Below are 25,220 nucleotides of genomic sequence, written 5' to 3'. Positions count from 1 at the left end.
GGATGAGCACGCTTCACACACCAACGGGCCGTCCCCCCGTCGCCATCGTCGGCATGGCCGTCCTCTTCCCCGGCGCGCCGGACCTCGCGACGTACTGGCGCAACCTGACGGCGGGTCTCGACGCGATCACCGAGGTCCCGTCCGGGCGTTGGGACCCCTCCTTCTACGACCCGGCGGCCGCCGCAGGCCGCGCGGACCGGGTGTACTGCCGCCGCGGCGGATTCGTCGACGAGCTGGCCGAGGTGGAGGCGACCCGGTTCGGGATCATGCCCAGCTCGGTGCCGGGCACCGAACCGGAGCAGCTCATCGCGCTGCACGTGGCCGCCGAGGCGATCGCGGACGCGGGCGGCGAGGCCCGGCTGCCCGACCGGGACCGGATCGGGGTGATCCTGGGCCGGGGCGGCTATCTGTCCCCCGGGATGGCGCGCGGCACCCAGTCCGTCCAGACGTCCAACCAATTGCTGCGCACCCTCACGGAGTTGCTGCCCGAGCTGGACGCCGGGCTGCTGGAGCGGGTCCGGCGGGCGTACACGGAGCAGTTGGGGCCGGACGAGCCCGAGCAGGCGATCAACCTGGTGCCCAACCTGACCGCCTCCCGGGTGGCCAACCGGCTCGACCTGCGCGGCCCCGCGTACACGGTGGACGCCGCCTGCGCGTCCTCGCTCGTCGCGGTCGACCAGGCGGTCGGCGAACTGGCCGCGGGCCGCTGCGATCTGGTGCTGGCGGGCGGGGTCCACCACTGCCACGACATCACGCTGTGGTCCCTGTTCTCCCGGCTGCGTGCGATGTCGCCGAGCCAGCGCATCCGCCCGTTCCACCGGGACGCGGACGGGCTGCTGATCGGCGAGGGCACCGGTGTGGTGGCCCTCAAGCGCCTCTCCGACGCGCTGCGCGACGGCGACCGCGTCTACGCCGTCATTCGCGGCACCGGAGTGGCCGGCGACGGCCGCAGTGGCAGCCTCGTCGCCCCCGACCCCTCGGGCCAGGTGAAGGCGGTACGGGCGGCCTGGCGCGAGGCGGGGCTGGACCCCGCGACACCGGGGTCGGTCGGGCTGCTGGAGGCGCACGGAACCGCCACCCCCACGGGGGACGCGGCCGAACTGGCCACGCTGGCCGAGGTGTTCGGCCCGGGCGGCGAGGGGGACCGGCCGGTGCTCGGGTCCGTGAAGTCGATGATCGGGCACACCATGCCGGCCGCCGGCGTGGCCGGTCTGGTCAAGGCGGCGCTCGCGGTGCACCACGGTGTCCTGCCGCCGACCCTGCACTGCGACGAGCCCCACCCGGCCCTGGCCCGCACCCGCTTCCGGACGATCGCCGCGGCACAGGACTGGGAGAGCGGCGACGGGCGGACCCGGCGGGCGGGCGTCAACGCGTTCGGCTTCGGCGGGATCAACGCCCATGTGGTGCTGGAAGCACCTCCTGGTTCGCACCGTTCACCGGCAACGGTCCGGGAGCCGGAACAGGTGCTGCGGCTGGCCGCCGACACCCCGGAGGAGCTCGCCGCGCTGCTGGATGCCGAGGACGCCGCCGTCCGCGCGCGACGGTCCGTACACGACGGACGCACCCGGCTGGGCGTCGTCGCCCCGACGGCCGAGCGCCTCGCCCTGGCACGGAAAGCTGTGGCCAAGGGCTCGCCCTGGCATGGGCGCGGCGACGTGTGGTTCTCCCCGGAGCCGCTGCTCGGCGGTCCCGCGGGCGGGAAGCTGGCCTTCGTCTTCCCGGGCCTGGAGGCCGAGTTCAGACCCCGGATCGGCGACGTCGTCGAACGGTTCGGCCTCTCGGCCCTGCTGCCCGCGGGGTTCGGCGGGACCGGGGCCGACGTGGCGGACGTCGGACGGCACGGGGCCGGAGTCATCGCCGTGGGGCGGGTGCTGGACGCCGCGCTGCGCCGGACGGGCATCGTGCCCGACGCCGTCGCGGGCCACAGCATCGGCGAGTGGACGGCCATGGCCACCGCCGGGCTGTACGCCGGGGACGCGGTCGACGCGTTCACCCGCTCCTTCGACCCGGACCAGGTGCGGGTGGCCGGGCTGTCCTTCGCCGCGCTGGGCGCACCGGCCGAGCAGGTCTCCGCCGCGCTCGCCGACCGTCCCAGGGTGGTGCTGTCGCACGACAACGCTCCGGAGCAGTCGATGGTCTGCGGTCCGCCCGCCCAAGTGGAGGACCTGGTACGGCACTTCCGGGCGCGCGGCGTCATCGGACGGGTCCTGCCGTTCCGTTCGGGCTTCCACACGCCGATGCTCGCCCCCTACCTCGACCAGATCCGGCACTACGCGGACCTGTTCGCGCTGCACCGGCCGACCGTGCCCGTCTGGTCGGCGACCACGGCCGCGGAGTACCCCGGCGACGAGGCCGAGGTGCGGGACCTCTTCGTGCGCCACCTGCTGGAGCCCGTCCGCTTCCGCCCGCTGATCGAGGCCATGTACGCGGCCGGCTTCCGGGTCTTCGTCCAGGCCGGTACGGGCCAGGTGGGCTCGCTCGTCGAGAGCACCCTGCGCGGCCGCCCGCACCTGGTGGTGGCCGCCGACTCCCCGCACCGGGACGGGACGGCGCAGCTGCTCCGGGTCGCCACGGCGCTGTGGACGGCCGGCGGCGACCCGGACCTCGGGGGCGGTCCGGCCCCCGTGGGCCCGGCCGCCGCCGCTGCCCGCCGGATGCCGCCCTCGCGGCTGGACCTGGGCGGGCGACTGGTGTCCCTGGACCGGGAGACGGTGGCCGCGGTGCGCTCGGCCCTCGCCGTCCGGCAGGGCACGGACCCCGGTGCGGCGCCGCCCGCCCCGGACGCCTCCCCGCTGGACGCCGAGCTGCGGGCCCTGTTGAAGGACACCGCCGACACGGCCGTCGCGGTGTCCCGCGCCGCCGCGGTACGTACGGTCCCCACGGTGAGCACCGTGCTGCGGGTGTCCACGGACACCATGCCGTACCTGCGCGACCACTGCTTCTTCGCGCAGCGCCCCGGCTGGCCGGACGAGGCCGACCGGTGGCCGGTGGTCCCGGCCACGACGCTGCTGCACCACATGATGGAGCACGCCGGACGGGCCCGGCCCGGGACGACCGCGGTGGCGGTGCACGAGCTGCGGCTGAACCGCTGGGTGGCCGCGGCCCCCGCCGTCGATGTCCCCGTGACGGTCGAGGTGCGCGGGGCCGGCCGGGCCGGTGTGACGTTCGGCGCGTACGCGCAGGGCGAGGTGGAACTCGCCGACCGGTACCCGGATGGCGCGCCCCGGCCCTGGCGCTGGACGCCCGCGGAGGAACGGTCCCCTGAGATCACGGCCGGGCAACTGTACGAGGACCGCTGGATGTTCCACGGCCCGGCGTTCCAGGGCGTCACCGAGCTGACGGCGGTCGGCGACGCGCACGTGCGCGGCGTGCTCACCGCCCCGTCCGCGCCGGGTGCCCTGCTCGACAACGTGGGGCAGCTGCTGGGGTATTGGATCCTCGCCACCCTGACCGAGCGGACCCTGGTGTTCCCCGTCCGCGTGCGGCACATCCGGTTCTTCGGCCCGCACCCGGCGCCCGGCACCCGGGTCGAGTGCCTCATCAGGATCGTCTCGGTCACGGACGCCACGGTGGAGGCGGACGTGCAGCTGCTCGTGGACGGTCGCGTCCGGGTGGAGATCGGCGGCTGGCAGGACCACCGGTTCGACAGCCGCACGGACACCAAGGCGCAGGAACGGTTCCCCGGGCGGCACACCCTCTCCGCGGTCCAACCGGGCGGCTGGGTGCTCCTGTTCGACGGGTGCCGCGACCTCGCGTCCCGCGACCTCGTGCTGCGGCGGCACCTCGGCACCGCCGAGCGCGAGGACCACGAGCGGCGCCCGCCGGGCGGCCGCCGCCAGTGGCTGCTCGGCCGGATCGCGGCCAAGGACGCGGTCCGCCGGTGGCTGTGGGAGCACGGCGAAGGGCCGGTCTTCCCCGCCGAGCTCCGGGTGGCCAACGACGCGTCCGGCCGTCCGCGGGTCACCGGCGTGCACGGCCGGGTCCTCCCCGCCCTCGACGTCTCGCTGGCACACCGGGCCGAGGCCGCGGTCGCCCTGGTCCGGCCGCGCGGCACGGACGGGCGCCCGGCGCCGGTCGGCATCGACGTCGAGGAGGTCACCCACCGGCCGCCGGGAACCCTGGCCGCCGCCCTCGGCCAGGCCGAGCGCGAACTCCTCATCGCTGTCTGCTTCCGGACCGGTGAACCGCAACCCCTGTGGTTCACCCGGTTCTGGGCGGCGAAGGAGGCGGTGGCCAAGGCCGAGGGCACCGGGCTGCGGGGCCGCCCGAAGGACTTCGCCGTCGTCGAGGCCCGGCCGGACGACCTGGTGGTGGCCGCGGGCGGCCGCCGGTACCCGGTGCGCTGCCGCACCGTCACCAACCCGCAGGGACTGCCGGAGAGGGAGTACGTGGTCGCGTGGACCACCGGGCCGACGGCCGGGCACCCGGAAGACGATCGACAGGAGAAGCAGCAGTGCTGCGTTTCCCCGGGGGACGCCGCCTCTCACAGCAGCTGCGCTGCGGGCCGGACCCCCGGCCGGAACCACAGGTCCACGGAGTGCGCTGGACCGGCAACCCAAGGAGATTCCAAGTGAGCAGCAGCCAGGCGGCGCCCGCCGCCGAGGCCCGGCAGGCCGTGTTCGAGGAGGCTGTGTTCGAGGAGGTAGGCGGCATGCTCCGCGCCGTCCTCGGCGACTACGGCGACCTGGACGACGTCGGGATCACCATGGGCACCCGGTTCCACGACGACCTGGACCTGGAGAGCATCGACCTGGTCACCCTCGGCGGCCATCTCCAGGCGCGGTACGGCGAGTCGGTGAACTTCGCCGAGTACCTGGCAGGGCTCGGGCTGGAGGAGATCATCGGCCTGACGGTCGGACAGCTCGTCGAGCACATCGCCGGCTGCCTGCGGGCCCCCGGAGAGCGGTGACCCATGGCCATGATCGACGCCAACGGCCTTGCGGTGCACGTGGAACGGATGCCCGCGCGTACGACGAACGGCACGGCACCGCCGCCCACCGTGGTGCTCGTCCACGGGATGCTCATCGACAGCCTCATCAGCTACTACTTCACCCTGGCGCCCAGGTTCGCCGCGGCCGGGCTCGACGTGATCATGTACGACCTGCGGGGGCAGGGCCGCAGCGAACAGCCGCCGGCCGGCTACCGGCTGGACGACCACCTCGACGACCTGGAGGCCCTGCTCGACCGCCTGGCCCCCGCGGGCCCCGTGCACCTGGTGGGCAACTCCTACGGCGGCACCATCGCGTTCGGATACGCGGAGCTGCACCCCGGCCGGGTGGCCAGCGTCTCGCTGATCGAGTCGGAGCCGGCCACCGGCGCCTGGTCCCGCAAGATGGCGGCCAACCTCGCGCGCGGGGCGGAGGAACTCGCCCGCGACGGGCTCTTCGCGGAACTCACCGAGAAGCACGGCAAGCACGTGACCAAACGCATCCGGTCGGCCGCCCGGCTGCTGCACTCCACCACCACGGTGCGGGACGTCCCCGCCAGCCGGGTCCTCGACGAGGACGCCATCCGTGCGGTGGGCTGCCCGGTGCTGGCCCTCTACGGGGCCGAGTCCGAACTCGCCGTACAGGCCGACTGGTTGGGGTCACTGCTGCCGCGCTGCTGCACCGTGGTGGTGCCGGACCAGGAGCACTGGGTCCTGGTCGGCGCCACGGAGCTGACCGGCGACCTGATCCTGGAGTGGATCCGCGCGCACGCGCCCGCGCCGGCGGCCGGGGACGTGAGCCGGTGAGCCGCTTCCTCTTCGTGGTGCCGCCCCTGGCCGGGCACGTCAACCCCACGGTCGGCGTCGCCGCCGAACTGGCCCGGCGCGGGCACCAGGTGGCCTGGGCCGGACTGCCGGAGGTCGTGGGACCGCTGGTGGGCGACGGCGCGACCGTGTTCCGGTGCGCCTCCCCGGACCTGGCCGACCCCGCCCTGCTGCGGCCGCCCTCGCTCCGCGGCCCGGCGGCGCTGAAGTTCCTGTGGGAACGGTTCCTCGGGCCGCTCGCCGAGCACATGGCGCCCGGAGTGCGGTCGGCCGTGGGGGAGTTCCGGCCGGACGTCCTGGTGGCCGACCAACAGGCCGTCGCAGGCGGCCTCGTGGCCGAGCGGCTGGGGCTGGTGTGGGCCACCTCGGCGACCACCACGGCGGGCTTCACCTCGCTGTCCGGCCTGCCGAAGGTCGACGCCTGGATCACCGGGCTGATCGGGGAGCTGCGGCGGCGGATCGGCGACCCCCGGAGCACCGCGGACCCCCGGCTGTCCGACCGGCTGGTGCTGGCCTTCAGCACCGAGGCCCTGGCCGGGCCGGTCCCGTCCATCGGCCAACAGGTCCGGTTCGTCGGCCCGTCGCTCGCCGCCCGCCCGGCCGCGGACGACTTCCCCTGGCACCGGCTCGACCCCCGGACGCCCACCGTGCTGATCACCCTCGGCACGGCCAACGCCGAGGCGGCGCCCCGCTTCCTCGCCGCGTGCGCCGAGGCGCTGCGCGGACGGCCGGACCGGGCGCAGGCGGTGATCGTCGACCCGACGGGCACGGTGCCGGAGTTCGCCGACCGGGTGCTGGTCCGGGCGCACGTTCCCCAACTGGCCCTGCTGGAACGGTGCGACGCGGTGATCTGCCATGCCGGGCACAACACGGTGTGCGAGGCGCTGTGGAACGGCCTCCCGCTGGTCGTCGCGCCCATCCGGGACGACCAGCCCGCCGTCGCCGCCCAGGTGACGGACGCCGGGGCGGGCGTACGGGTCCGGTTCAACCGGGCGACCGCCGACGTGCTGGGCGCGGCGCTGGACACCGTCCTCCGCGAGCCCGGCTGCCGCGAGGCGGCCGGGAGGGTGCGCGCGTCGTTCCGCGCCGCGGGGGGCGCCGCGGCCGCGGCAGGGCACCTCGAAGCCCTGGCGACGGGGGCGAACTGACCCGCCGGCCCTGCCGGTTCTGCCGAACGAGAGGTTCCGCCCATGCCCTGAGGTGACATGTTCCCGCCACCACTCGTGCGGGGAAATCCGACATCCCTCACACCCATCCACGAGGATCCCCTATGCGTAACTTCCGCAGACGAGCGGCACTGACACCAGTGCTGCTCACCTCCTTCTCACTCGCCCTGGCCGGCTGCTCGCCTTTCGGAGACGACTCGACCAACGCCTCGGGCGAGGCACCGAGCAGCATCGAGACCAGTGCCTTCCCCAAGCCCGACCTCAGCCAGGACAAATCCTCTTCCGGGGGATCCGGGCCCAGCGCGGTGTCCATTCCGGCGGGCGGTGGCATCAAGGCGCAGAAGTCGCCGGTGAAGGTCGACTCCATCGAACGGGACAGCGGCCGCGCCGTCATCTCCCGGACCGTCACGCAGCCCACCCCGAGCGCGTCCGCCATGCCGGGGCAGTCGGCGACGCCTGAGACTTCTGCGACTCCGGCAACTCCGGCAGCGGAGAAGCCCGTCGCCGTGGGCGACATCGTCGCCAGCAAGCCCGTGCCCGGCGCGCCCCAGGGCGTCCTGGCCAAGGTCACGAAGGTGGAGAAGAAAACCTCGAAGGGCACGGAGGTCCGTACGGCCCCGGTCGATCTCTCCACGGTGCTGGGCGACACCAAGGTCGAGAACAAGCTGCCCGTCGACCCGTCCGGCTTCACGGCCGATTCGCTCGTTCCAGGGGTGAAGGTCTCCTGGGCCAAGCGCGGCAACGTCCACGCCGGACCCGAGGGCCTCAAACTGCCCTTCGGCAGCCTGCGCGTCGACGTCGACACCGCGCTCGATACGGAGAAGAGCGCGAAGGGGGAAGGGGTGGAAAGCCCCACCAAGGCGTCGCTCAAGGGCTTCGTGCAGCTCGCACCCGAGGTCGACTTCACCTACAACGGCCGCGGTTCCGGCGACGGCCCGTCGGGGGCCGGCCTGCGGCTGAGCGGCGACTGGTCCTCGGGATTCCACTTCAAGGGGCGGACGTCCCCCACGACCAACGGCAAGCCGGTGCGGGTGCCGTTCGTCGTCCTGCACGCCAACCCGACCTTCTACATCGGTGAACTTCCGGTCACCGTCAACATCGACCTCACCTGCTACGCCCTGATCGACGCCGATGGCAGGGCGACCCTGGACATCGAACAGGACCCGGTGAAGGGCGACTTCGCCCTCGGCTCCGCGTTCAGCCTGCGCGAGGGCTGGCAGCCGGAGGCCAAGGCGGACTTCACCCCCGGCACGCTGAAGGCGAGCGCCTCGGCCGCCGTCAACGCGAAGGTCCGCTTCGGCACCGAGGCGAACCTCGGCCTCTACGGCAGCGTGGGCGTGAAGGGCGACGTCGCCGCACCGTACGTGCGCACCGAGGTCAAGGGCGGGGCCCGCGGGTCGACCGAGGGCAAGGCCGCGGCCAACGCCGACTGGAAGCTGTTCGCGGGAGTCGACCTGGAGGGATGGGCCATGCCGTACCTGAAGATCGGCGGAGTGCAGGTGCTCGCGGTGCGCCTGCCGATGCCCAAGGTGCAGCGCGAGGTGCAACTCGCCCACGGCAAGGGATCCATACAGATCCCCCAGCCGCGCACTCCGCAGGACGACACACCACCGGCTGACAAGGACCAGTCCGGCGGCTGGAAGCCCTGGCGCCGCTGACACACCGCCGCTCTGCCCCACCGGGCAACGCCGGGGAGACCGGGCGTCGTCCGTGTGGGGCAGAGCCGTCGAGTGCGGGCTCGTCGTGGCCGACTCCGCCTGGCGGCTCGGCAACAACCTCCTCGGCGCCGCCATCACCCTCCTCTCCGCCACCTTCCTCTGGCCCCACCACACCCAGCGCCGCCCTGCGCGGACCCGCAGTGAGTGACTCCGGCAGCGGAAACCCCGAGTTTCCGGACGCAGGACCACAGGACCAAGGGTTCCCGCTGTTCTGCCGTGCGCATGCCTTCGCTACCATCCGGTAAGTCGATCAACCATGCGCCGTGGAAGGACAGATGATGGGCACTCGCGATCGTCTGCCCCGGGAGCAGGACGAAGCCACGGTTCCGGTTACCGACGCCGGGATCGGCCGTCGGCGGTTCCTCGGCTATGTCCTGGCGGCGCCGACCCTCGCCGTCGCCGCTCGACTGGGCGAAGAGGCGGTCGGTACCACCGAGGCACACGCCGCGCCTGCCGCACCCGCCTCGCTCCCCGGGCTGCCTGAGCTCACCAAGTTGTTCGACTTCAACGACCTGCTCACGGACGCGGCGCTGCCGACGGCAGGCCTCATCACCATCCAGGTGCACGCCGACGGCACGGCCTCGTTCGCCCTGCCGCGCGCCGAGGTGGGCCAGGGCATCACCACCTCCACGGCGATGCTGATCGCCGAGGAACTGGACCTGCCACTGGAGAAGATCCGCGTCACCCTCGCCGACGCGCGCCCCGAACTGCTCTTCAACCAGCTCACCGGCGGCTCCAACGCCACCATCTCCACGTACACTCCGGTCCGTGTCGCCGCGGCGATCGCCAGAAGGCGTCTCCTGGAGGCTGCGGCCGACGTGCTGGACGCCGGGATATCCACCCTGACCGTCAAGGACGGTGTGGTCACCGCCCGGAACGGCCGGAGCGCGACCTACGGTTCGCTCGCGGAGAAGGCCGCGAGCGTGAGGACCGTACGGGTCGCCGCCGACCTCAAACCACGCTCCGCCTTCTCGGTCATCGGCACCCCGCGCAACCGGGTCGACGCGCTGGCGAGCGTGACGGGCCGCAAGCAGTTCGCCATGGACCTGCAGGTGCCGGGTGCATTCCCGGCCATGGTGTGCCGGCCGCCCACGATCAACGGCACCGTGCGGTCCGTGCAGAACCTCGCGGAGACACGGGCGATGCCCGGCGTCACCGATGTCGTGGCCGTCTCGACGGGCGTGGCGGTCCGCGCACGGACCTTCGGCCAGTGCATCGACGCGGTACGCGCGCTCAAGGTGGCCTGGGGCCCCGGGACGGCGGAGGGGGCGTCCGACGACACGGTCCTGCGGGAACTCAAGGCGGCGGAAATCCCCTTGGCCGTACCGCCGTTGAACCATCTGGCCAAGACCGTCGAGGCCACCTTCACCTTCCACTTCGCCAGCAACAGCGCGCTGGAGCCCAACTGTGCGGTGGCCGACGTACGGCCGGACCGGGCCGAGGTCTGGGCGTCCCTGAAGTCCCCGATCGTCGCCAAGGAGAAGATCGCGGCCAAGCTGGGCCTGCCACTGGGCGCGGTCACGGTGCATGTCACCGAAGGCGGCGGCTCGTTCGGCCGCAAGCTGTTCTCCGACGCCGCGCTCGAAGCCGCCGAGATCTCCCGGGCCATGGGCAAGCCCGTCAAGCTCATGTGGCACCGCACCGACGAGTTCCGCCAGGGACGTACGCACCCGATGGCCACCTCGCGCATACGGGCCACGCATGCGCTGGGCAAGGTGCTCACGTACGAACAGCGGCACACCTCCGTGTCCACCGACTTCGGCCACGGCCTCGGAGAGATCATCACCGCGGCGGCCGCCAAGCTGCCGGTCGGCGATCTCACCTTCTCCGAGACCATCTTCACGCTCACCCAGCAGACGCCCTACGACCTCGGGCTCCACACCCAGTTCCTCAACGAGGTGGACAAGGGCTTCAACACCGGCAGCATGCGCGGCATCTACTCGCCCAACGTCCGGTGCGCGCAGGAGCTCGTTCTCGACCGGCTCGCGGACGAGATGGGCAAGGACCGCCTCCAGCTCCGCCGGCAGCTCATGAAGGACGACCGCTCCAGGGCCGTCCTGGACAAGGTCGCGGACATCGGCAACTGGGGACGGGAATTGCCGGCCGGCATGGCGCAGGGCATCGCCGTACACCCCGAATACCACGGAGCCGTCGCCGTACTCGCCGAGATCGACTGCCGCCCGCAGACCACCGGACGGCACGTTCCCGACGCCTGCACCGGACCGCGCGTCACCAAGGTCGTCTGCGCCGTCGACGTCGGCCTCGCCGTCAATCCGAAGGGCCTGGAGGCCCAGATGACGGGCGGCATCATGGACGGCATCGCCCTCACCCTCACCTCGGGTCTGCACCTCAAGGACGGCGCGTTCCTGGAGGGCAGTTGGGACAACTACTTCTACACCCGCCAGTGGAACACCCCGCCCGAGCTGGAGATCGTGGTCATGCCGCCGACCGGCGAAAAGCCCGGCGGTGCGGGGGAGCTGGCGGTCGGCGCCGCCGCGGCCGCGGTCGCCTGCGCCTACGGGGCCGCCACCGGCACCATGCCGACGACGTTTCCCGTCAACCACTCCGGCCCGCTCGGCTTCGAGCCGCTGCCGACCGTCCCCCCGATCCCGCAATCGCCGACCGACGGCCTGGACCGCGCGTACTAGGACGCGTCTACGAGAAACGAGTGACCGTGCCCGAACACACCTTCATCCTCAACGGCAAGCCCGTCACGGCGGACGTCGAGGACGATGTGCGGCTGCTGTGGGTGCTGCGCGACGTCCTGGGCGTCACCGGGCCGAAGTACGGCTGCGGACTCGGCGTCTGCCAGGCGTGCACCAGCCACATCAACGGCAAGGCGTTCAACCCCTGTTCCGTACCGGTCAAGAGCATCCGGCCGGACGACGAGATCACCACCATCGAGGGGCTGCCCGCCACCGTCGGCAAGGACCTGCACCCCATGCAGGAGGCCTGGCTGAACCGCGACGTCGCCCAGTGCGGCTACTGCCAGCCCGGCCAGATCATGGCCGCGGTCGCCAAGGTCAAGCAGGCCCGCGCCGCCGGCCGTGAGATCACCGAGGCCGACCTCGACGAGATCCGCAACGTCTGCCGCTGCGGCACGTACCACCGCATCCGCGAGGCCATCATGGAGGGCGCACAGCACTTCTAGGGCCTGTCCGGCGGATCTTCGCCCGTGGGCGCAGTGCGCCCCGTCAGGGGCGCGGGGAACTGCGCGAGCAACCACCGTCGGCCTGCAGCCGACGCACTACCCAGGGGTCCGGGGCGAAGCCCCGGGAGCTTCGGCTGCGGGAGCGTCGTGGCCGGTCGCGCAGTTCCCCGCGCCCCTGACGGGGCGCTGCGGTGCCGCGCGACGAAGATCCGCCGGACACGGCCTAGGCCCGCTGTTGCCGGATTGCTGCGGGGGCGTCAAGGCTCGGTCAAGCACGTACGCGCATGCGGAAGCGCAGCGCTACGCTCGGCCGTGTCCGCATGCGCGTCCGCGTTCGCGTGCGCTCAGGTCGGGAGGAGGCGAGAGACATGGATTGCGATCCCAGCAGTCCGGGCCACAGTAGGCCGCGCTTCCGCCTGTCCTCGCTCCGTCCCGGCCTGCGGTAGTCACCTCCCCTGCGCATCCACACGGCACCGCCCTGGCCTCCGTGCGGCCCGGTGCCGTTCCGGGGCATTGCCGCGTCCTCGACAAGCGCACCCCACCACCCCGTGCCGGTGATGAGTGGCCGACCGCCCGCCGCCATCCGATCCGTCCGACGACTCTCCATGGAGAAGGGAGGGCGCATGCGCCTTCTCACGCGCCACACCAGGCTCTCCGCGCCGACCCGCCAGTGCCCGCCTGCCGCAGGCTGCAACGCAAGGTGCAACGCAAGCTGCAAGGGCTGCCCCGAATACGCCTGCCCGCACGTGGACTTGGTGCTGGGCGACGGGCCGGAGCGGACCTACCGGCTCGACGACCCCGGCACCTGCCCCCGGCCCTATGCCGCACACGCCGCGTACGACCCGCGGGTGCACCTCGCCTACATCCTGGCCCAGCAGGGGCACGACGCCCACTGGCTCTCCCGCTTCACCGGCCTGCCCCTGCCCGCCGCCCGCCGCATCGCCGGAGCAGCCGCGCTGTCCCACGCCTGACGGCCTTCCGCACCCTGCAAACAGAAAGGAGACTCCGACATGTTCCTTCCAGCCGGCCTTCTGCAGGAAACCGTCGAGCGTCTCATCGACAGTGCCCCGTATGTGACCGTCAACGCCCCCCTGTGCGGCGTCGCACACGTCATGTGCGACATGGCCGACGAACCCCGGGTACGGGACCGGCTCGCCCGCTCCCTGACCGGCCCCGACGTGTGCCTGACGGAGCTGTCCGGCCGGAGCGAGACACCCGGCTCCGTGCTCCTGGAAGCCGGCTTCGTCACGCAGGGCCCGATCACCACCGTCCTGTCGCAACTGCTCTCCCTCGTCTGGCTGGATCCCGCGGTGAGCGACCTGCACTGGCACCTGGACCACCAGTTGTCGTCGGTTGCCGACGACGTGGAGTCTCCGCACGGGCCGGTACACCGCGTGGGCGGCCTTGTCCTCGACCTTGAACACCGCACGGTCTCGGCGGACGGCCGGCCGGTCAAGCTGACCTGTATGGAGTTCGAGCTCCTCGCCCATCTCGCCACGTACCCTCAACGAACCCATCGCCACGAACAGTTGATGGAGCTGGTGTGGCAGCGGTCCGCCGTCGGCGAGACCCGCACGGTCGACCTGCACGTCGCCCGCCTGCGGCGCAAGCTCGGTACCCGATACGGGGCCGTCATCACGGACGCGGGGCAGGCCGGGTACGCGTTCGAGCCGTCGAAGGCGGCATAGCGTGAGGCGAGCGCGCCTCGAACCGTCCACAGGTTTTGGTGAGCCAGGTCTTCCACGCGGTCCGCGCACCCACCGCACTCATCAGGCCGGGCATCGTCTACGGAACCGTCGCCCGCCTCTGCGCCACCGGATCCTGGCCGCCACCGCACGACGCCGCGGTCCGCGAAGCGGTCGGGACGACGTTCCGCCACCACTCACCCCTGGTGGGGTGGCTGCGCAGCACCACCCGCGACGTCGAGTCGTCCGGCACCACCGTGCCCGCAGGCGCACGACTGCTGCTCCTGCTCGCCTCCGCACACCGCGACCCCGACAGGCCGCCCAACGCCCCCTCCCTCTCCTTCGGCGCGGGCATCCACTACTGCCCCGGCGCCGCCTACACCCGCCGGCTCGTCCACCGCGCCGTCGGCGCACTCGCCGCCGCCTGCCCCGGCCTGGCCCTCGCCGACCCCGCCGGGACCGACCCCGCGCGGTGGGCCGCCAACACCGGTGTCGGCGGCCCGACCCGCCTGACCGTCACCTGGTGACCCACCCCTGTTCACCCGTCTGTTCACCCGTCCGGACGCGCGGCGCGCACCCGCCCCGACGAACGTGTGTTGACTGAGGACATGAGTCCCTCTCGCGTCCGCGTCGGCGCGGGCGGGTCCATGACCGCGGACCGGCCTCGCTGGGAGGCGCTGTGCGTGTGTCTGACGGCCTCGTTCATGACGCTGCTCGACGTGTCGATCGTGAACGTGGCGCTGCCGTCCATTCAGCACGGTCTCGGCGCTGCGCCGGCCGACCTGTCCTGGGTGGTGTCCGGGTACGCGCTCACCTTCGGCCTGGTCCTGGTGCCGGCCGGACGCTTCGGTGACCAGCGGGGCCGCAAGAACGCGTTCGTCCTCGGGATCGCGCTGTTCACCCTGGCCTCGGCGTTCTGCGGGCTGGCCCAGTCACCCGGCTGGCTGGTGGCCTCCCGGCTGGTGCAGGGGGCCGCCGCGGGATGGGTCACGCCGCAGGTGTTCGGACTGATCCAGCAGATGTTCGAGGGAGCGCGGCGCGCCCGGGCGTTCGGCATGCTCGGCAGCGTCGTCGGCATCGCCACGGCGGTCGGGCCGGTCGCGGGCGGGCTGCTCATCGAGGCGTTCGGCACCGGGAGCGGCTGGCGGTGGGTGTTCTACGTGAACCTGCCCATCGGCATCGCGGCGACCGCCCTGGCCCCCGGGATCCTGCCCTCGAAGACCACCGACGAGAGACCGGTGCACACCGGATTCGACCGGGCCGGTGTGCTGCTCCTGGGCGCCGGTGTCGTCTGCGTCATGCTGCCCTTCGTCCAGGAACAGCAGTGGCGAGGGCGCGGCAAGTGGCTGCTGATCCCCCTCGGTGCGCTCGTCCTGGCCGCCTTCTGGCGTTGGGAAGGCAGGCAGGAGCAGCGGGGCCGCACACCTGCGCTCGATCTGCGGCTGTTCCGGCTCCGCTCGTTCTCGCTCGGCGCCCTCCTGGCGACGGTGTACTTCGCCGGATTCACCACCGTCTTCTTCATCTACTCGCTCTTCCTGCAGAGCGGGCTCCGGTACAGCGCCCTGCAGGCAGGTCTGGCGGTGGTGCCCTTTGCCGTCGGTTCGGGGTTCGCAGCCGCTGCGGGCGGGCGACTGGTGGTCCGGTACGGGCGCCGCCTGGTCGTCCACGGGCTGCTGGGGGTCGTCCTCGGACTCGTGGGTGCCCTCGTGGCCGTCCGGCTCGTACCCGGCCACGGCGCGCCGTGGGCGACCGCCCTGCCTCTGCTGCTCGCCGGACTCGGCTCCGGCCTCACCATCGCGCCGAACACCGCGCTCACCCTCACCGAGGTCCCGGTGGAGCTGGCCGGGGCAGCCGCCGGTGTTCTCCAGACCGGGCAGCGCATCGGTACGGCAGCAGGCATTGCCGCCGTGGGCGCGGTCTTCTTCGCCCACGTCGCCAACCACCACGACTGGGCCGGCGCCCTGCGACTGGGCTTCGCCACCGTGGTGTTCTTCGTCCTCGCGGCCCTCGTGGTCGCACTCGCCGACCTGCGGGCCTCGCGGCGGACCGCCGCCAGGTGACTCAGACCGGTTTGGGCTGAGGTTCCGGCTGCGGTTCCGGTTGCCACGTCGGTGCGGCCTGCGGCCGACCAGGCTGCGCCGTGTGGATCCAGGGGCGTGCGATCCGGTCCCGTGAACGGAACGCCTCGATCGAGCCGGCGAGCAGGAGCGTCTCCCCGATGGCATCGAGACCGTCGAGCAGCAGGCGGCGGCCGCGCCGGTCGACGTCGAAGCGGTGGACGGGACCGTGGACGGCCTGCACCTGACACCGCTGCAGGTCCACGTGAACCTCCGGCCGGCTCCCGGTGTCGAAGATCTCCGCGACCAGCTCGCGATGTTCCCGGGACGGGAGGGTCAGCGGGAGCAGGCCGTTGCGGAAGCAGTTGGCTTCGAAGATGGCGCCGAAACCGGGCGCGATCACCACGCGGAAACCGGACTGCCGCAAGGCCCACACCGCCGTTTCGCGGGAGCTGCCGCAGCCGAAGTTGGGGCCGGTGACCAGTACGCAGGCCTGCCGGTACGGCTCCTGGTTGAGGACGAAGCCCGGGACTTCGCGTCCCCGCGCGTCGAAGCGCCAGTTGGCGAACAGCGCCTCGGCGTAGCCGCTCTTGCCCAGCGAGGTGATGCGCACGCGGGACGGCGCGATCGCGTCGGTGTCGATGTCGGCCCGCAGCAGCGGGGCGGCGATACCGCGCACGGTGGTCAGGGGATCGGCGGTCACGGCAACTCCCGGGGATCGGCGATGTGGCCCGCGACGGCGGACGCGGCGACGGTCGCAGGGCTGGCGAGGTGGGTCCGCACGCCGGGTCCCTGGCGGCCCTCGAAGTTCCGGTTGGTCGAGCTGATCGTCCTCGCCCCGGCGGGGAACCCCTCGCCCCCGGCGAAGAAGCAGAAGCCGCAGCCGGGCTCCCGCCATGCGAAGCCGGCCTCGGTGAGGACCTTGTCCAGACCCTCGCGTTCCGCGGCGCGCCGGACCGATCCGGAGCCGGGGATGCAGATCGCGCGCACCCCGTCGGCGACCTTCCGGCCCCGCAGGACCCGGGCCGCGACGCGCAGGTCGTCGATCCGGGAGTTGGTGCACGAGCCGAGGAATGCCACGTCCACCGGCACGTCCTGCATCCTTTGGCCCGGTGCCAGGTCCATGTACGCCAGGGCGCGTTGCGCTGCGGCCGGGTCGGGAAGGAGCCCGGGGTCGGGTATCCGCTCGTCCACCCCCACCGCGAACTGCGGACTCGTACCCCAAGTGACCTGCGGGGCCAGGTCGTCCACGGCGATGTCGACCCTGCGGTCGTAGCGGGCGTCGGCGTCGCTGCGCAGGGACAGCCAGGCCGTGGCCGCCTGCTCCCATGAGCTTCCGGCCGGCGGAGCGTACGGGCGGGCCCGTACGTAGTCCAGCAGGATGCCGTCCGGGGCGACCAGGCCGGTCCAGGCTGCGCATTCCACGGCCATGTTGCACAGGGTCATGCGCCCTTCGACGCCCGTCGCGGCGATCGCGGAGCCGGCGAACTCGATCGCGTGGCCCCGGCCGCCCGCGGCACCGATGCGGGCGATCAGCGCGAGGATCAGATCCTTGGCGTGGACGCCGTCGGGGAGCGGGCCGTCGAAGCGGACGAGCATCGTGGGCGGGCGGCGGACCGCCAACGTCTGGGTGCTCAGCGCGTGTTCCATCTCGGTGACGCCCACGCCCCACGCCAGGCCGCCCACTCCGCCGAGGGTGCAGGTGTGGCTGTCGGCGCACACCATGGTCGCCCCGGGGAGGGCGATGCCGAGTTCGGGGAAGACGACGTGCGATATGCCCTGTTCGACGTCGCCGATGTCGAACAGCGTGATGCCGTGGGTGCGGGCCGCGTCCCGGAAGCCGTGGATGAACAGGTCGCCGGAGGGGACCGGGGTCGCGTCGCCGCGGCCCGGGCGGGTGTCGACCACGTGGTCCATCGTGCCGAACACCAGGCTGTGGTCGTAGAGTTGGCGGCCTTCCTCGCGCAGGCTCCGCAGGGCCGGCGCGCCGCTGCGTTCGTGCAGCAGCACGCGGTCGATGTGCAGCAGGGACGTGCCGTCGTCGAGGTCGGCGACGAGGTGCTGGTCCCAGATCTTGTCGATGACGGATCGTCCGTCACCGGACATGGTGGACATGGTGGAGGGCCTCCAACTGCTCGATCTCCCGGGTGCCGACGAGGTCGTGGGCCTCGTGGAAGGGCATGGTCAGGTCGCCCAGATTCCAGGTGCCGTCGTCGGCCCGCACGCGCGACAGTGCTTCACGCATGCCGTGGAGGGCCGACATCAGCAGCACCCCGGGCAGGCTCACCCGGGCGACGCCGAGTTCCTGCAGTTCGGTGAACGTCAGGCCGTGCGGGGACTTTCCGCCTTCGACGATGTTGACGGCGACGGGCCCGTCGATGCCCTCGACCGCGGCCCTGATCGACTCCCGGGAATCGGCACCGTCGACGAAGACCATCGTGGCGCCGGCCTCCAGGTAGGCGTTCCCGCGGCGCAGGACACCGTCGATGCCTTCGACCGGCAGCGCGTCGGTACGGGCGTTGACGACGAAGTCGGGGTCGCGGCGGGCCGCCGCGGCCGCCCGGACCTTCGCCACCGCCTCGTCGAGGCCGATCACCTGCTTGCCGTCGAGGTGGCCGCAGCGCTTGGGCACGACCTGGTCCTCCAGGTTGATACCCGCGGCCCCGGCCCGTTCGAAGGCCTGGACGGTGTAGTGCACATTGACCGCGTTGCCGAAGCCCGTGTCGGCATCGCCCATCACCGGGATGTCCACGCTGCGCGCGATGCGTTCGGTGTACGTGACCATGTCCGTCATCGACAGCATCGAGTAGTCGGGGTACCCGAGGTGTACGGCCGAGATGCCGAGTCCGGTGCACTGGACGGCGGGGAAGCCGGCCCGTTCGGCGAGCTTGGCGCCGAGCGGGTCGAAGACCCCGGGCATGACGAGCAACTCCGGGCCGGTGACGAGTTCTTTGAGGCGAGCTGCTGGAGTGCCGTGCGACAACGGTCGCTCCTTCCGTTCCGTTCCGAACCCTCCGATGGCATGCCATCCTTCGCCCGCCTTCGGAGAAGCGTCAAGGAAGTTGAGAGATTCGGCCTGAATGGCATGCCATGCGAGCGTGCATCTAGGGTGGCCGCATGACGGGTTCCACCACGACGCAGTCGGTGACCGAACAGCTGCGGGTCAAAGTGCTCGACGGCGAGTTCCCTCTGGGCAGCCGGCTGCAGGAGCGCACCCTTGCGCAGCTGCTGTCCGTCTCCCGCACGCCCGTCCGCGATGCGCTGCAGGTGCTGGCCGGCGAGGGGTTGCTGGACTACTCACCGCACAGCGGGTACGTGGTGCGGCGATTCGGCCTCACCGACGTGCTGCACGCCTTCGACATGCGTATCGCGTTGGAGGGCATGGCCTGCCGCACACTCACCGGCCAGGGCATGTCCACCGGGACCATGGAGTTACTGACGGCCAACCTCGACCGCGCCGCCGAGGTCGTGGAGCAGGGGGAGTGGTCCGCCGAGCGGCAGGGCCGATGGCTCGATCTGAACCTCGACTTCCACAACACCATCCTCGCCGCAGCGGGGAACCCGTACCTCGTCCAGGGGGTGGAACAGGCGCGCCGCGCCGCCCGGATCCATGACGCCGCTGTGCACCGCGGCCGCGGCGAACTGGCCCGGTGGTTCACCCACGACGAGGTCCGGCAGGCCCTCGCCGACCACCGGCGCATCGTCCACGCACTCGTCGAAGGCCCGCCCGACCGGGCGGAGTTCCTCATGCGCGAGCACATCCTCACCAACCGGGAGCAGATCCGGCGGCATGGCGCCCGATCTGCTCCCGGTGCCGGGCCGGAGCGTGTGTGAACGTCCCTGGAAACCGAGGAGCACAATGACCGTGCCCGGGCGTTCTACACCCGCCACGGCTTCGTGACCGAGGACAGGGCATGAATGCGGACCGAGCCGCGACCACGCACCGAAGCACCCCGGGCGCGTTCCCGCCCCGCCGGAGGCAGGTCTTCGTGCCCCTGACCGTCCGCATCAATTCCTGCACGCACCTCGCGCAGGCCCTGGCCACCATCACGATGCCGGAATCGACGAGCTTGGGCAGTCAGGCTCAGCGCCGAGCTGAGGACGCTGAGAACGCCGGCAACAACCGAGAGAAATTCCGTCATGGCGGGTCCTTCGGACACGGCAGTCCGAGCCCTGGATACAGACATGGCGAGGGCGCAGACCACCGATAGGCGTACCCCCCGTCCCCCTGCCATGAGCCGATGGTGTGACGGGCCAACGTGGTTCACGTGGCGCGTTCTTGGTGCTCGGTCGGCTGGCCGCCGACGTCAATGGTGACGCCGACAGGGAACAAGAAAGCCGAGGCTCCCTCTGGCAGTCAGTATGCCTTGCCAGTAGCGGCAGCCACGCGCGAAATCTCGCCAGTTCACAGCAGGCCGGTCTTCCGGCCGGTCCCGTGATGCGGCTGCCGACGGGATGGTCCGCGAAGTCGATGACGACGTCGCACCGCTCGCCGGGTGCCATGTCGATCGTGCGGAGCGGCTGGGGTGCGGCCAGCAGGCCGCCGTCGCTGCCGATCTGGACGAACCGATCATCCCCTCCTCCCAGCCGAGCCGGTAGCGGCGGGCGTTCGAGGCGTTGAGGAGGCGGAAGCGGTAACGGGTGGCGGACACCTCCAGGACGGGCCAGGGCGCGCCGTTGACGAGTTGGACGTCGCCGAGCATGCCGTCGGGGAAGGCGTCGTGGCCGTGGCCCCGGGCGGGGTAGCGGAAGGAACCGTGTGCTGGGCCCGTCTGTACGGAGCCGTGGCGGTCGAGGTCTTCGGCCATCTCGACTTCGCCCTGACCGACCCCCGGCCGCTCTTCGACCACACCGTTCGCGAGGTCCTGACGGCACTGGGCGAGCCGCCGGCCGACCGGCGGTCCGCTGCCGCTCCGTGACCCTGGCGGCGAACAGCCGCCGGGCCGTCTCCAGGCCGCCCCCGATAGGGTCCGGCAGTGGAGATCTTTCACCTGCGCTACTTCGTGGCGGTCGCCGAGAACCTCAGCTTCTCCCGTGCCGCGCGGCAACTGCACATGGCCACCTCACCGTTGAGCCAGCGGATACGGGACCTGGAACGCGAACTCGACCAGCGGCTGTTCGACCGGGATTCGCACCATGTCGCGCTGACCCGCGCCGGCGCGGCCCTGCTGCCGGTCGCGAAGGACGTCCTCGGCCGGTTCGACGACATTCCCTGGCAGCTGCGCCGGGCCCTGGGGCCCGAGCGGCGGGCGGCCTACGTGGGCGTGGTGCCGGCCCTGCATCCGCGGCTGCGGGAGCGGCTCGGGCGGCTCGAAGCGCGCTGCGCCGAGGAATTCGACGTCAAGCGCTGGCCCGGGAACAGCGGGAATCTTCTCAACGCCGTGCAGCGCGGCGACCTCGCCATGGCGCTGGTGCATCTGCCCGTGCACGCCGAGGGGATCGAGGTGCTGGAGCTGCTGCACGAGCCGCTGGGCGCGTTGCTGCCGGCCGCCGCGTTCGCCGGCCGGAAGGCGGTTTCGCTGAGCGAGCTCACCGACTACACATATGTGACGTCCGCGCCCGGCACGCTTCCCACGTATTTCGACCAGCTCAAGGTGCGCCTGAAAGCCGCGGGAATTCACAAGGAGGTCAACCTCAATATCGGGGACTATGCGAGCGTGCGCGAAATCGTGGCGAACGGCTCGGTATTCGGCATCACTCTGCTGAGCGCGGAGGGCCCGGAGGGCGAAAACGGTGCGAGCGTCGTCCTGCCGTTCCGGGACTTCTCGCCCTCGCTGGCGACCGGCCTGGTCTGGCGCCGGGACCGGGCCGAGCCGGACGGTGACCTGCACGGTCTGGTGCGGGAGGCGGGGGCGGTGTTCTCCGCCCCGGCCTGAAGGAGCCTCCCGATCAACGGCGTGACCACTGCGGTCACGCCGTTTTTCGTGCATCGGTGTCACTGATCGCTTGGGTTTCCCCACCGCCCCGGACTAGCGTTTTCCATGCGACCCGAGAACCCATGGGAATCCCCCGGGAATTCTCCTGGAAAAGGAGTGGTGATGGAATCCGCAGCAGAAACAGCCGCGTCCGGCGGCCCGTTGGCCGGCGTCCGCGTCATCGACATGGCCACGGTGGTGATGGGCCCGTACGCCGCGCAGATCCTCGGCGACCTCGGCGCCGACGTCATCAAGATCGAGTCCCCGAACGACACCGTGCGCGTCGGCGCGTTGCACCGCACGCCCGGCATGACGCCCCTGAACCTCAACGTCAACCGCAACAAGCGCAGCGTGACGCTCAACCTCAAGGACGAGGGCGAGCGCGCCCAGGCCCTCGAACTGATCGGCACCGCCGACATTCTGATCACCAACATGCGCATCGACGCCCTGCGCCGCCTGGGCATGGACTACGACAGCCTCGCCGCCTCCAGCCCCCGCCTCGTCTACGCCCATGCGCAGGGCTTCCGTTCGGACTCCGACCGGGCCCGGCTGGCCGCGTACGACGAGACGGTGCAGGCGGCCTCCGGGCTGCTGGACCTCGCGCAGCGCGCCGGCGACGTGGGGGCGCCGGTCGTACTGCCGAGCATCTTCGGCGACAAGGTCGCCGCGCTGACGATCGTGTACGCGGCGCTGGCCGCGCTCGTCCACCAGCGCGCGACCGGCCGCGGACAGCACATCGAAGTGCCCATGGTGGACACGCTATTGGCGTTCAACCTGGTCGAGCACCTCCAGGGCCGCACCTTCGAGCCGCCGATGGGCCCGACCGGCTTCCCGCTGTCGATGAACAAGGGGCACCGGGCCCGTCCGACCAAGGACGGCCTGGCGATGGTCATCCCGTACAGCCCGCAGAACTTCCGCGATCTCTTCGCCGCAGCGGGACGCCCCGACCTGGCCGAGGACCCGCGCGTCAACGGCGAGTTCATCGACTCCACGCGCGACGGCGAAGCCCTGGCCGCACTGCTGGAGACCGTGACGCCCCGGCTGACCACGGCGCAGTGGGCGGAGGTGTGCACCAAGCACAGCATCCCCTTCGGCCCCGTGCTGCGGCTCGACGAGGCCGCCGAGGACCCGTACGTCCAGGGCGGCCACCTGCTGGACGTCGCCGAACACCCCAGCGAGGGCGCCTACCGGGTGGTCGGCATCCCGCTCGCGTTCTCCGCCACCCCGGCCTCGGTGCGCCGGCACGCGCCGCTGCCCGGCCAGCACACCGCCGACGTGCTCGGCGAGCTCGCCCGCAGCGAGGTGCGGCGATGAACGACTCGACCCGCACCCATGTCACCGGCACCGTCCTCGTCATCACGATCGACCGCCCGCAGGCCCGCAACGCCGTGAACGCCGAGGTTGCCCAGGGCATCGCCGCCGCCGTCGACCGCCTGGAGACCGACCCCGCCCTGCGGGTGGGCGTCCTCACCGGCGCGGACGGCACCTTCTGCGCGGGCATGGACCTCAAGGCCGCCGCCCGCGGCGAGCAGGTGACCGTCCCCGGCAAGGGCTTCGCCGGGCTCACCGAGGCCCGTACCGCCAAGCCGCTCGTCGCGGCCGTCGAGGGCCACGCCCTGGGCGGCGGCTTCGAACTGGCCCTGGCCTGTGACCTGGTGGTCGCTGCCGAGGGCGCCCGCTTCGCCCTCCCCGAGGTCAAGCGCGGACTGATCGCCGGCGGCGGGGGAGTCGTACGCCTCCCCAAGCGCATCCCGCACCACCTGGCGATGGAACTCCTCCTCACCGGCCGCACGGTCACCGCCCAACGCGCCTGTGACCTCGGCGTCGTGAACCGCATCGCCCCCGACGGCCAAGCCCTTCCGGCAGCCCTGGAACTCGCCGAGGAGATCGCGGCCAACGCTCCACTGGCCCTGGCCGCGGTGAAGCGAACCGTCCGACAGGCGGACGGGGCACCGGAGTCGGAGGCGTTCGCCGCGCAGGCCACCGAGATCGGCGCACTGCTGCGCTCGGCCGACTTCGCCGAAGGGGTCCGCGCCTTCGCCGAGAAGCGCGCGCCGGAGTGGAGCGGACGATGAACCGCGCACAGATCCTGCGGACCCTCGACACACCCGCCACAGCGCCCGCCTACGCCCCCGCCGCCGTCCGCTTCACGGACCGCGAGTACCTCAGCATCGTCTACCGCACCGACCCCGAGGCGCTGCGGGCCGTGGTGCCCGAGCCGCTGACGGTCGACGCCGGCGAACCGCTGGTGCGGTTCGAGGTCATGAAGATGGGCGACGTCACGAGCTACGGCCCGTACGTCGAGGCCGGACAGGCGATCCCCGTGCGGTACGGGGACGAGCGCGGCGAGTACCTGCACGCCATGTACCTGGACAGCTTCGCGGCCACCGCCGCGGGCCGCGAAGTGAGCGCCTACCCGAAGGCGATGGGCACCCCGGCCCTGTACACCGACCACGCCGCACTCGTCGGGACACTGGACTACGGGAGCGTACGGGTGGCCACCGCCACGATGGGCTACAAGCACCACCCGCTCGACCCGGAGCTCGCCCGCGAGCAGATCGCCGTGCCCACGTACATGCTCAAGACCGTTCCGGACTACGACGGTTCGCCGCGCGTCTGCGAGCTCGTCCGCACGCAGATCACCGACCTGGTGGTCAAGGAGGCCCATACCGGGCCCGCGCGGCTCCAGCTCTTCGCGCACGTGCTGGCGCCGCTGGCCGATCTGCCGGTGCGCGAGGTCGTCTCGGCGAGCCACATCGTCACGGATCTCACGCTGGACCGGGCCGTTCCCGTCCACGACTACCTCTCCCTGACCGAGGAGGAACTCTCATGACCACTGCCGTCGTCGGCGCCGGCACCATCGGCCTCGCGTGGGCCGCGCTCTTCGCCGCATACGGAAACGACGTGATCGTCACCGACCCGCGCGACGACCTGGACGCGGCCGTGGACGAGGCCCTGCCCATGCTCGCCGCCGGCCTGCCCGGCACCGACGCGGCGGGTCTGCGCGACCGTATCCGCACCACACACGACCTGGCCGAGGCCGTGGCCGAGGCACAGCTCGTCCAGGAAAACGGCCCGGAGCAGCTGGAGTTCAAGCAGCGGCTGTTCGCCGACATCGCCCGCCACGCCCCGGCCGACGCGCTGCTCGCCACCTCCAGCTCCGGCATCGTCGCCACCCGGATCGCGGAACGGCTGCCGGACGACGCCGCCGCGCGACTGCTGGTCGCGCACCCCTTCAACCCGCCGCACATCGTCCCGCTCGTGGAGATCGTGCCGGGTGAACGCACGGCGGAGACGACTGTCGAGGCAGCCATGGCCCGCTACGCGGCGCTCGGCAGGACACCGGTGCGTCTGCACAGGGAACTCCCCGGGTTCGCGGCCAACCGGTTGCAGAGCGCGGTGCTCCAGGAGGCGATCCACCTCGTCCTCGGCGGCGTGGTCGACGCCGGGGAGCTCGACACGGTGATGAAGGCGTCTCTGGGCGGCCGTTACGCCGCCGTCGGCCCCTTCGAGAGCTTCCACCTCGGCGGCGGCCCCGGCGGCATCCGGCACATGATGCAGCACCTGGGCCCCGGCCTCGCCGAGGGCTGGCAGCGCCTCGGCCACCCGGAGCTGGACGCCGATGCCGTCGCCGTGCTCGTCGGCCAGACGGAGGCCGCGTACGGCAGCGGGCCGGAGGCGTACCGGCAGCGGGCCGTGCTCCGCGACCGCAAACAGCTGGCGCTGAACGCGGCGCTGCGCCAGGCCGACCACGTCTGAATCCCACGTAAGGAGAG

General features: G+C 72.1%; 23 protein-coding genes. 19 read left to right on the top strand and 4 right to left on the bottom strand.

From position 1 onward, the window contains the following. The first annotated feature begins 2 nt into the window (after positions 1–2). From ACMATS_RS07810 to ACMATS_RS07755, 12 genes are all read left to right on the top strand, one after another. Positions 3–4,574 carry a type I polyketide synthase gene (locus tag ACMATS_RS07810; protein ID WP_414167434.1) on the top strand — a complete coding sequence of 1,524 codons (4,572 nt, stop codon included), beginning with the start codon at positions 3–5 and terminating at the stop codon, positions 4,572–4,574. Between the two features lie 77 nt (positions 4,575–4,651). Further along, positions 4,652–4,909, top strand: coding sequence for an acyl carrier protein (locus ACMATS_RS07805; protein ID WP_390779875.1), 258 nt, complete (start codon positions 4,652–4,654; stop codon positions 4,907–4,909). 3 nt (positions 4,910–4,912) lie between these two features. After that, positions 4,913–5,734, top strand: coding sequence for an alpha/beta fold hydrolase (locus tag ACMATS_RS07800; RefSeq protein ID WP_414167433.1), 822 nt, complete (start codon positions 4,913–4,915; stop codon positions 5,732–5,734). Next, positions 5,731–6,900: a glycosyltransferase gene (locus ACMATS_RS07795; RefSeq protein WP_414167432.1), complete on the top strand. Its 1,170-nt coding sequence runs from the start codon at positions 5,731–5,733 to the stop codon at positions 6,898–6,900. The genes ACMATS_RS07800 and ACMATS_RS07795 overlap by 4 nt, the downstream gene beginning before the upstream one ends. A gap of 122 nt (positions 6,901–7,022) precedes the next feature. Beyond that, positions 7,023–8,576, top strand: coding sequence for a hypothetical protein (locus tag ACMATS_RS07790; RefSeq protein ID WP_414167431.1), 1,554 nt, complete (start codon positions 7,023–7,025; stop codon positions 8,574–8,576). A 52-nt stretch (positions 8,577–8,628) separates the two neighbouring features. Beyond that, entirely contained in the window at positions 8,629–8,784 is a 156-nt protein-coding gene (locus ACMATS_RS07785) for a hypothetical protein (protein WP_414167430.1), read from the top strand. Between the two features lie 127 nt (positions 8,785–8,911). After that, the gene (locus ACMATS_RS07780) at positions 8,912–11,284 is read left to right on the top strand and encodes a molybdopterin cofactor-binding domain-containing protein (RefSeq protein WP_414167429.1); all 2,373 of its coding nucleotides are present in this window, start codon (positions 8,912–8,914) and stop codon (positions 11,282–11,284) included. Positions 11,285–11,310: 26 nt separating this feature from the next. Beyond that, positions 11,311–11,787, top strand: coding sequence for a (2Fe-2S)-binding protein (locus ACMATS_RS07775; RefSeq protein ID WP_414167428.1), 477 nt, complete (start codon positions 11,311–11,313; stop codon positions 11,785–11,787). A 623-nt stretch (positions 11,788–12,410) separates the two neighbouring features. Further along, complete coding sequence (locus tag ACMATS_RS07770) at positions 12,411–12,758, top strand: hypothetical protein (protein WP_414167427.1); 348 nt, start codon at positions 12,411–12,413, stop codon at positions 12,756–12,758. Between the two features lie 39 nt (positions 12,759–12,797). After that, complete coding sequence (locus ACMATS_RS07765) at positions 12,798–13,475, top strand: winged helix-turn-helix domain-containing protein (RefSeq protein WP_390779804.1); 678 nt, start codon at positions 12,798–12,800, stop codon at positions 13,473–13,475. 38 nt (positions 13,476–13,513) lie between these two features. Beyond that, a complete protein-coding gene (locus ACMATS_RS07760) occupies positions 13,514–13,999 on the top strand; it encodes a hypothetical protein (RefSeq protein WP_414167426.1) in 486 nt (161 codons plus the stop codon). Positions 14,000–14,080: 81 nt separating this feature from the next. After that, a complete protein-coding gene (locus tag ACMATS_RS07755) occupies positions 14,081–15,532 on the top strand; it encodes an MFS transporter (RefSeq protein WP_414167425.1) in 1,452 nt (483 codons plus the stop codon). A gap of 1 nt (position 15,533) precedes the next feature. Here the strand turns inward: ACMATS_RS07755 and leuD are convergent, their stop codons facing one another. Genes leuD through ACMATS_RS07740 form a run of 3 tightly spaced genes read right to left on the bottom strand, consistent with a single transcriptional unit; the run spans position 15,534 to position 18,512 of the window. Continuing rightward, positions 15,534–16,232 carry a 3-isopropylmalate dehydratase small subunit gene (gene leuD / locus ACMATS_RS07750; RefSeq protein WP_414167424.1) on the bottom strand — a complete coding sequence of 233 codons (699 nt, stop codon included), beginning with the start codon at positions 16,230–16,232 and terminating at the stop codon, positions 15,534–15,536. Continuing rightward, positions 16,229–17,635: a 3-isopropylmalate dehydratase large subunit gene (locus ACMATS_RS07745; protein ID WP_414167423.1), complete on the bottom strand. Its 1,407-nt coding sequence runs from the start codon at positions 17,633–17,635 to the stop codon at positions 16,229–16,231. The genes leuD and ACMATS_RS07745 overlap by 4 nt, the downstream gene beginning before the upstream one ends. After that, positions 17,625–18,512, bottom strand: a complete 888-nt coding sequence (locus tag ACMATS_RS07740) for an isocitrate lyase/PEP mutase family protein (RefSeq protein ID WP_414167422.1) — start codon at positions 18,510–18,512, stop codon at positions 17,625–17,627. The genes ACMATS_RS07745 and ACMATS_RS07740 overlap by 11 nt, the downstream gene beginning before the upstream one ends. Positions 18,513–18,646: 134 nt before the next feature. Here ACMATS_RS07740 and ACMATS_RS07735 point away from each other — a divergent pair, with 134 nt between their 5' ends. Continuing rightward, positions 18,647–19,363: a GntR family transcriptional regulator gene (locus ACMATS_RS07735; RefSeq protein ID WP_414167421.1), complete on the top strand. Its 717-nt coding sequence runs from the start codon at positions 18,647–18,649 to the stop codon at positions 19,361–19,363. Positions 19,364–19,407: 44 nt separating this feature from the next. On the opposite strand, the gene ACMATS_RS07730 is transcribed toward ACMATS_RS07735, so the two are convergent. Beyond that, the gene (locus ACMATS_RS07730; RefSeq protein ID WP_391154788.1) at positions 19,408–19,671 is read right to left on the bottom strand and encodes a hypothetical protein; all 264 of its coding nucleotides are present in this window, start codon (positions 19,669–19,671) and stop codon (positions 19,408–19,410) included. Positions 19,672–20,214: 543 nt separating this feature from the next. On the opposite strand from ACMATS_RS07730, the gene ACMATS_RS07725 reads away from it, so the two are divergent. The 6 genes from ACMATS_RS07725 to ACMATS_RS07700 all read left to right on the top strand — a co-directional run bounded on the left by ACMATS_RS07725 (position 20,215) and on the right by ACMATS_RS07700 (position 25,203). Next, entirely contained in the window at positions 20,215–20,448 is a 234-nt protein-coding gene (locus tag ACMATS_RS07725) for a WHG domain-containing protein (RefSeq protein ID WP_414167420.1), read from the top strand. A gap of 57 nt (positions 20,449–20,505) precedes the next feature. Then, complete coding sequence (locus tag ACMATS_RS07720; RefSeq protein WP_414167419.1) at positions 20,506–21,405, top strand: LysR family transcriptional regulator; 900 nt, start codon at positions 20,506–20,508, stop codon at positions 21,403–21,405. A 162-nt stretch (positions 21,406–21,567) separates the two neighbouring features. After that, positions 21,568–22,758, top strand: coding sequence for a CaiB/BaiF CoA transferase family protein (locus ACMATS_RS07715; RefSeq protein WP_390779794.1), 1,191 nt, complete (start codon positions 21,568–21,570; stop codon positions 22,756–22,758). After that, entirely contained in the window at positions 22,755–23,519 is a 765-nt protein-coding gene (locus ACMATS_RS07710; RefSeq protein WP_414167418.1) for a crotonase/enoyl-CoA hydratase family protein, read from the top strand. The genes ACMATS_RS07715 and ACMATS_RS07710 overlap by 4 nt, the downstream gene beginning before the upstream one ends. Continuing rightward, entirely contained in the window at positions 23,516–24,277 is a 762-nt protein-coding gene (locus ACMATS_RS07705) for an acetoacetate decarboxylase (RefSeq protein WP_414167417.1), read from the top strand. Before ACMATS_RS07710 ends, ACMATS_RS07705 begins: the two co-directional genes overlap by 4 nt. Continuing rightward, positions 24,274–25,203: a 3-hydroxyacyl-CoA dehydrogenase NAD-binding domain-containing protein gene (locus ACMATS_RS07700; protein WP_390779791.1), complete on the top strand. Its 930-nt coding sequence runs from the start codon at positions 24,274–24,276 to the stop codon at positions 25,201–25,203. The genes ACMATS_RS07705 and ACMATS_RS07700 overlap by 4 nt, the downstream gene beginning before the upstream one ends. The last annotated feature ends 17 nt before the right edge of the window (positions 25,204–25,220 follow it).

The organism is Streptoverticillium reticulum (genome assembly GCF_047456005.1).
Lineage (GTDB): Bacteria > Actinomycetota > Actinomycetes > Streptomycetales > Streptomycetaceae > Streptomyces > Streptomyces reticulum.
The sequence above is the reverse complement of the archived record's forward strand: the minus strand, read 5'-3'. Positions and strand labels throughout refer to the sequence as shown.

Bases quoted from the DNA above. Each gene is read 5' to 3' on its own strand.
- ACMATS_RS07810 (WP_414167434.1), top strand. From the start codon at position 3: ATGAGCACGCTTCACACACCAACGGGCCGTCCCCCCGTCGCCATCGTC.
- ACMATS_RS07805 (WP_390779875.1), top strand. From the start codon at position 4,652: ATGCTCCGCGCCGTCCTCGGCGACTACGGCGACCTGGACGACGTCGGG.
- ACMATS_RS07800 (WP_414167433.1), top strand. From the start codon at position 4,913: ATGGCCATGATCGACGCCAACGGCCTTGCGGTGCACGTGGAACGGATG.
- ACMATS_RS07790 (WP_414167431.1), top strand. From the start codon at position 7,023: ATGCGTAACTTCCGCAGACGAGCGGCACTGACACCAGTGCTGCTCACC.
- ACMATS_RS07780 (WP_414167429.1), top strand. From the start codon at position 8,912: ATGATGGGCACTCGCGATCGTCTGCCCCGGGAGCAGGACGAAGCCACG.
- ACMATS_RS07770 (WP_414167427.1), top strand. From the start codon at position 12,411: ATGCGCCTTCTCACGCGCCACACCAGGCTCTCCGCGCCGACCCGCCAG.
- ACMATS_RS07765 (WP_390779804.1), top strand. From the start codon at position 12,798: ATGTTCCTTCCAGCCGGCCTTCTGCAGGAAACCGTCGAGCGTCTCATC.
- ACMATS_RS07755 (WP_414167425.1), top strand. From the start codon at position 14,081: ATGAGTCCCTCTCGCGTCCGCGTCGGCGCGGGCGGGTCCATGACCGCG.
- ACMATS_RS07745 (WP_414167423.1), bottom strand. From the start codon at position 17,635: ATGTCCGGTGACGGACGATCCGTCATCGACAAGATCTGGGACCAGCAC.
- ACMATS_RS07735 (WP_414167421.1), top strand. From the start codon at position 18,647: ATGACGGGTTCCACCACGACGCAGTCGGTGACCGAACAGCTGCGGGTC.
- ACMATS_RS07730 (WP_391154788.1), bottom strand. From the start codon at position 19,671: ATGACGGAATTTCTCTCGGTTGTTGCCGGCGTTCTCAGCGTCCTCAGC.
- ACMATS_RS07715 (WP_390779794.1), top strand. From the start codon at position 21,568: ATGGAATCCGCAGCAGAAACAGCCGCGTCCGGCGGCCCGTTGGCCGGC.
- ACMATS_RS07710 (WP_414167418.1), top strand. From the start codon at position 22,755: ATGAACGACTCGACCCGCACCCATGTCACCGGCACCGTCCTCGTCATC.
- ACMATS_RS07705 (WP_414167417.1), top strand. From the start codon at position 23,516: ATGAACCGCGCACAGATCCTGCGGACCCTCGACACACCCGCCACAGCG.
- ACMATS_RS07700 (WP_390779791.1), top strand. From the start codon at position 24,274: ATGACCACTGCCGTCGTCGGCGCCGGCACCATCGGCCTCGCGTGGGCC.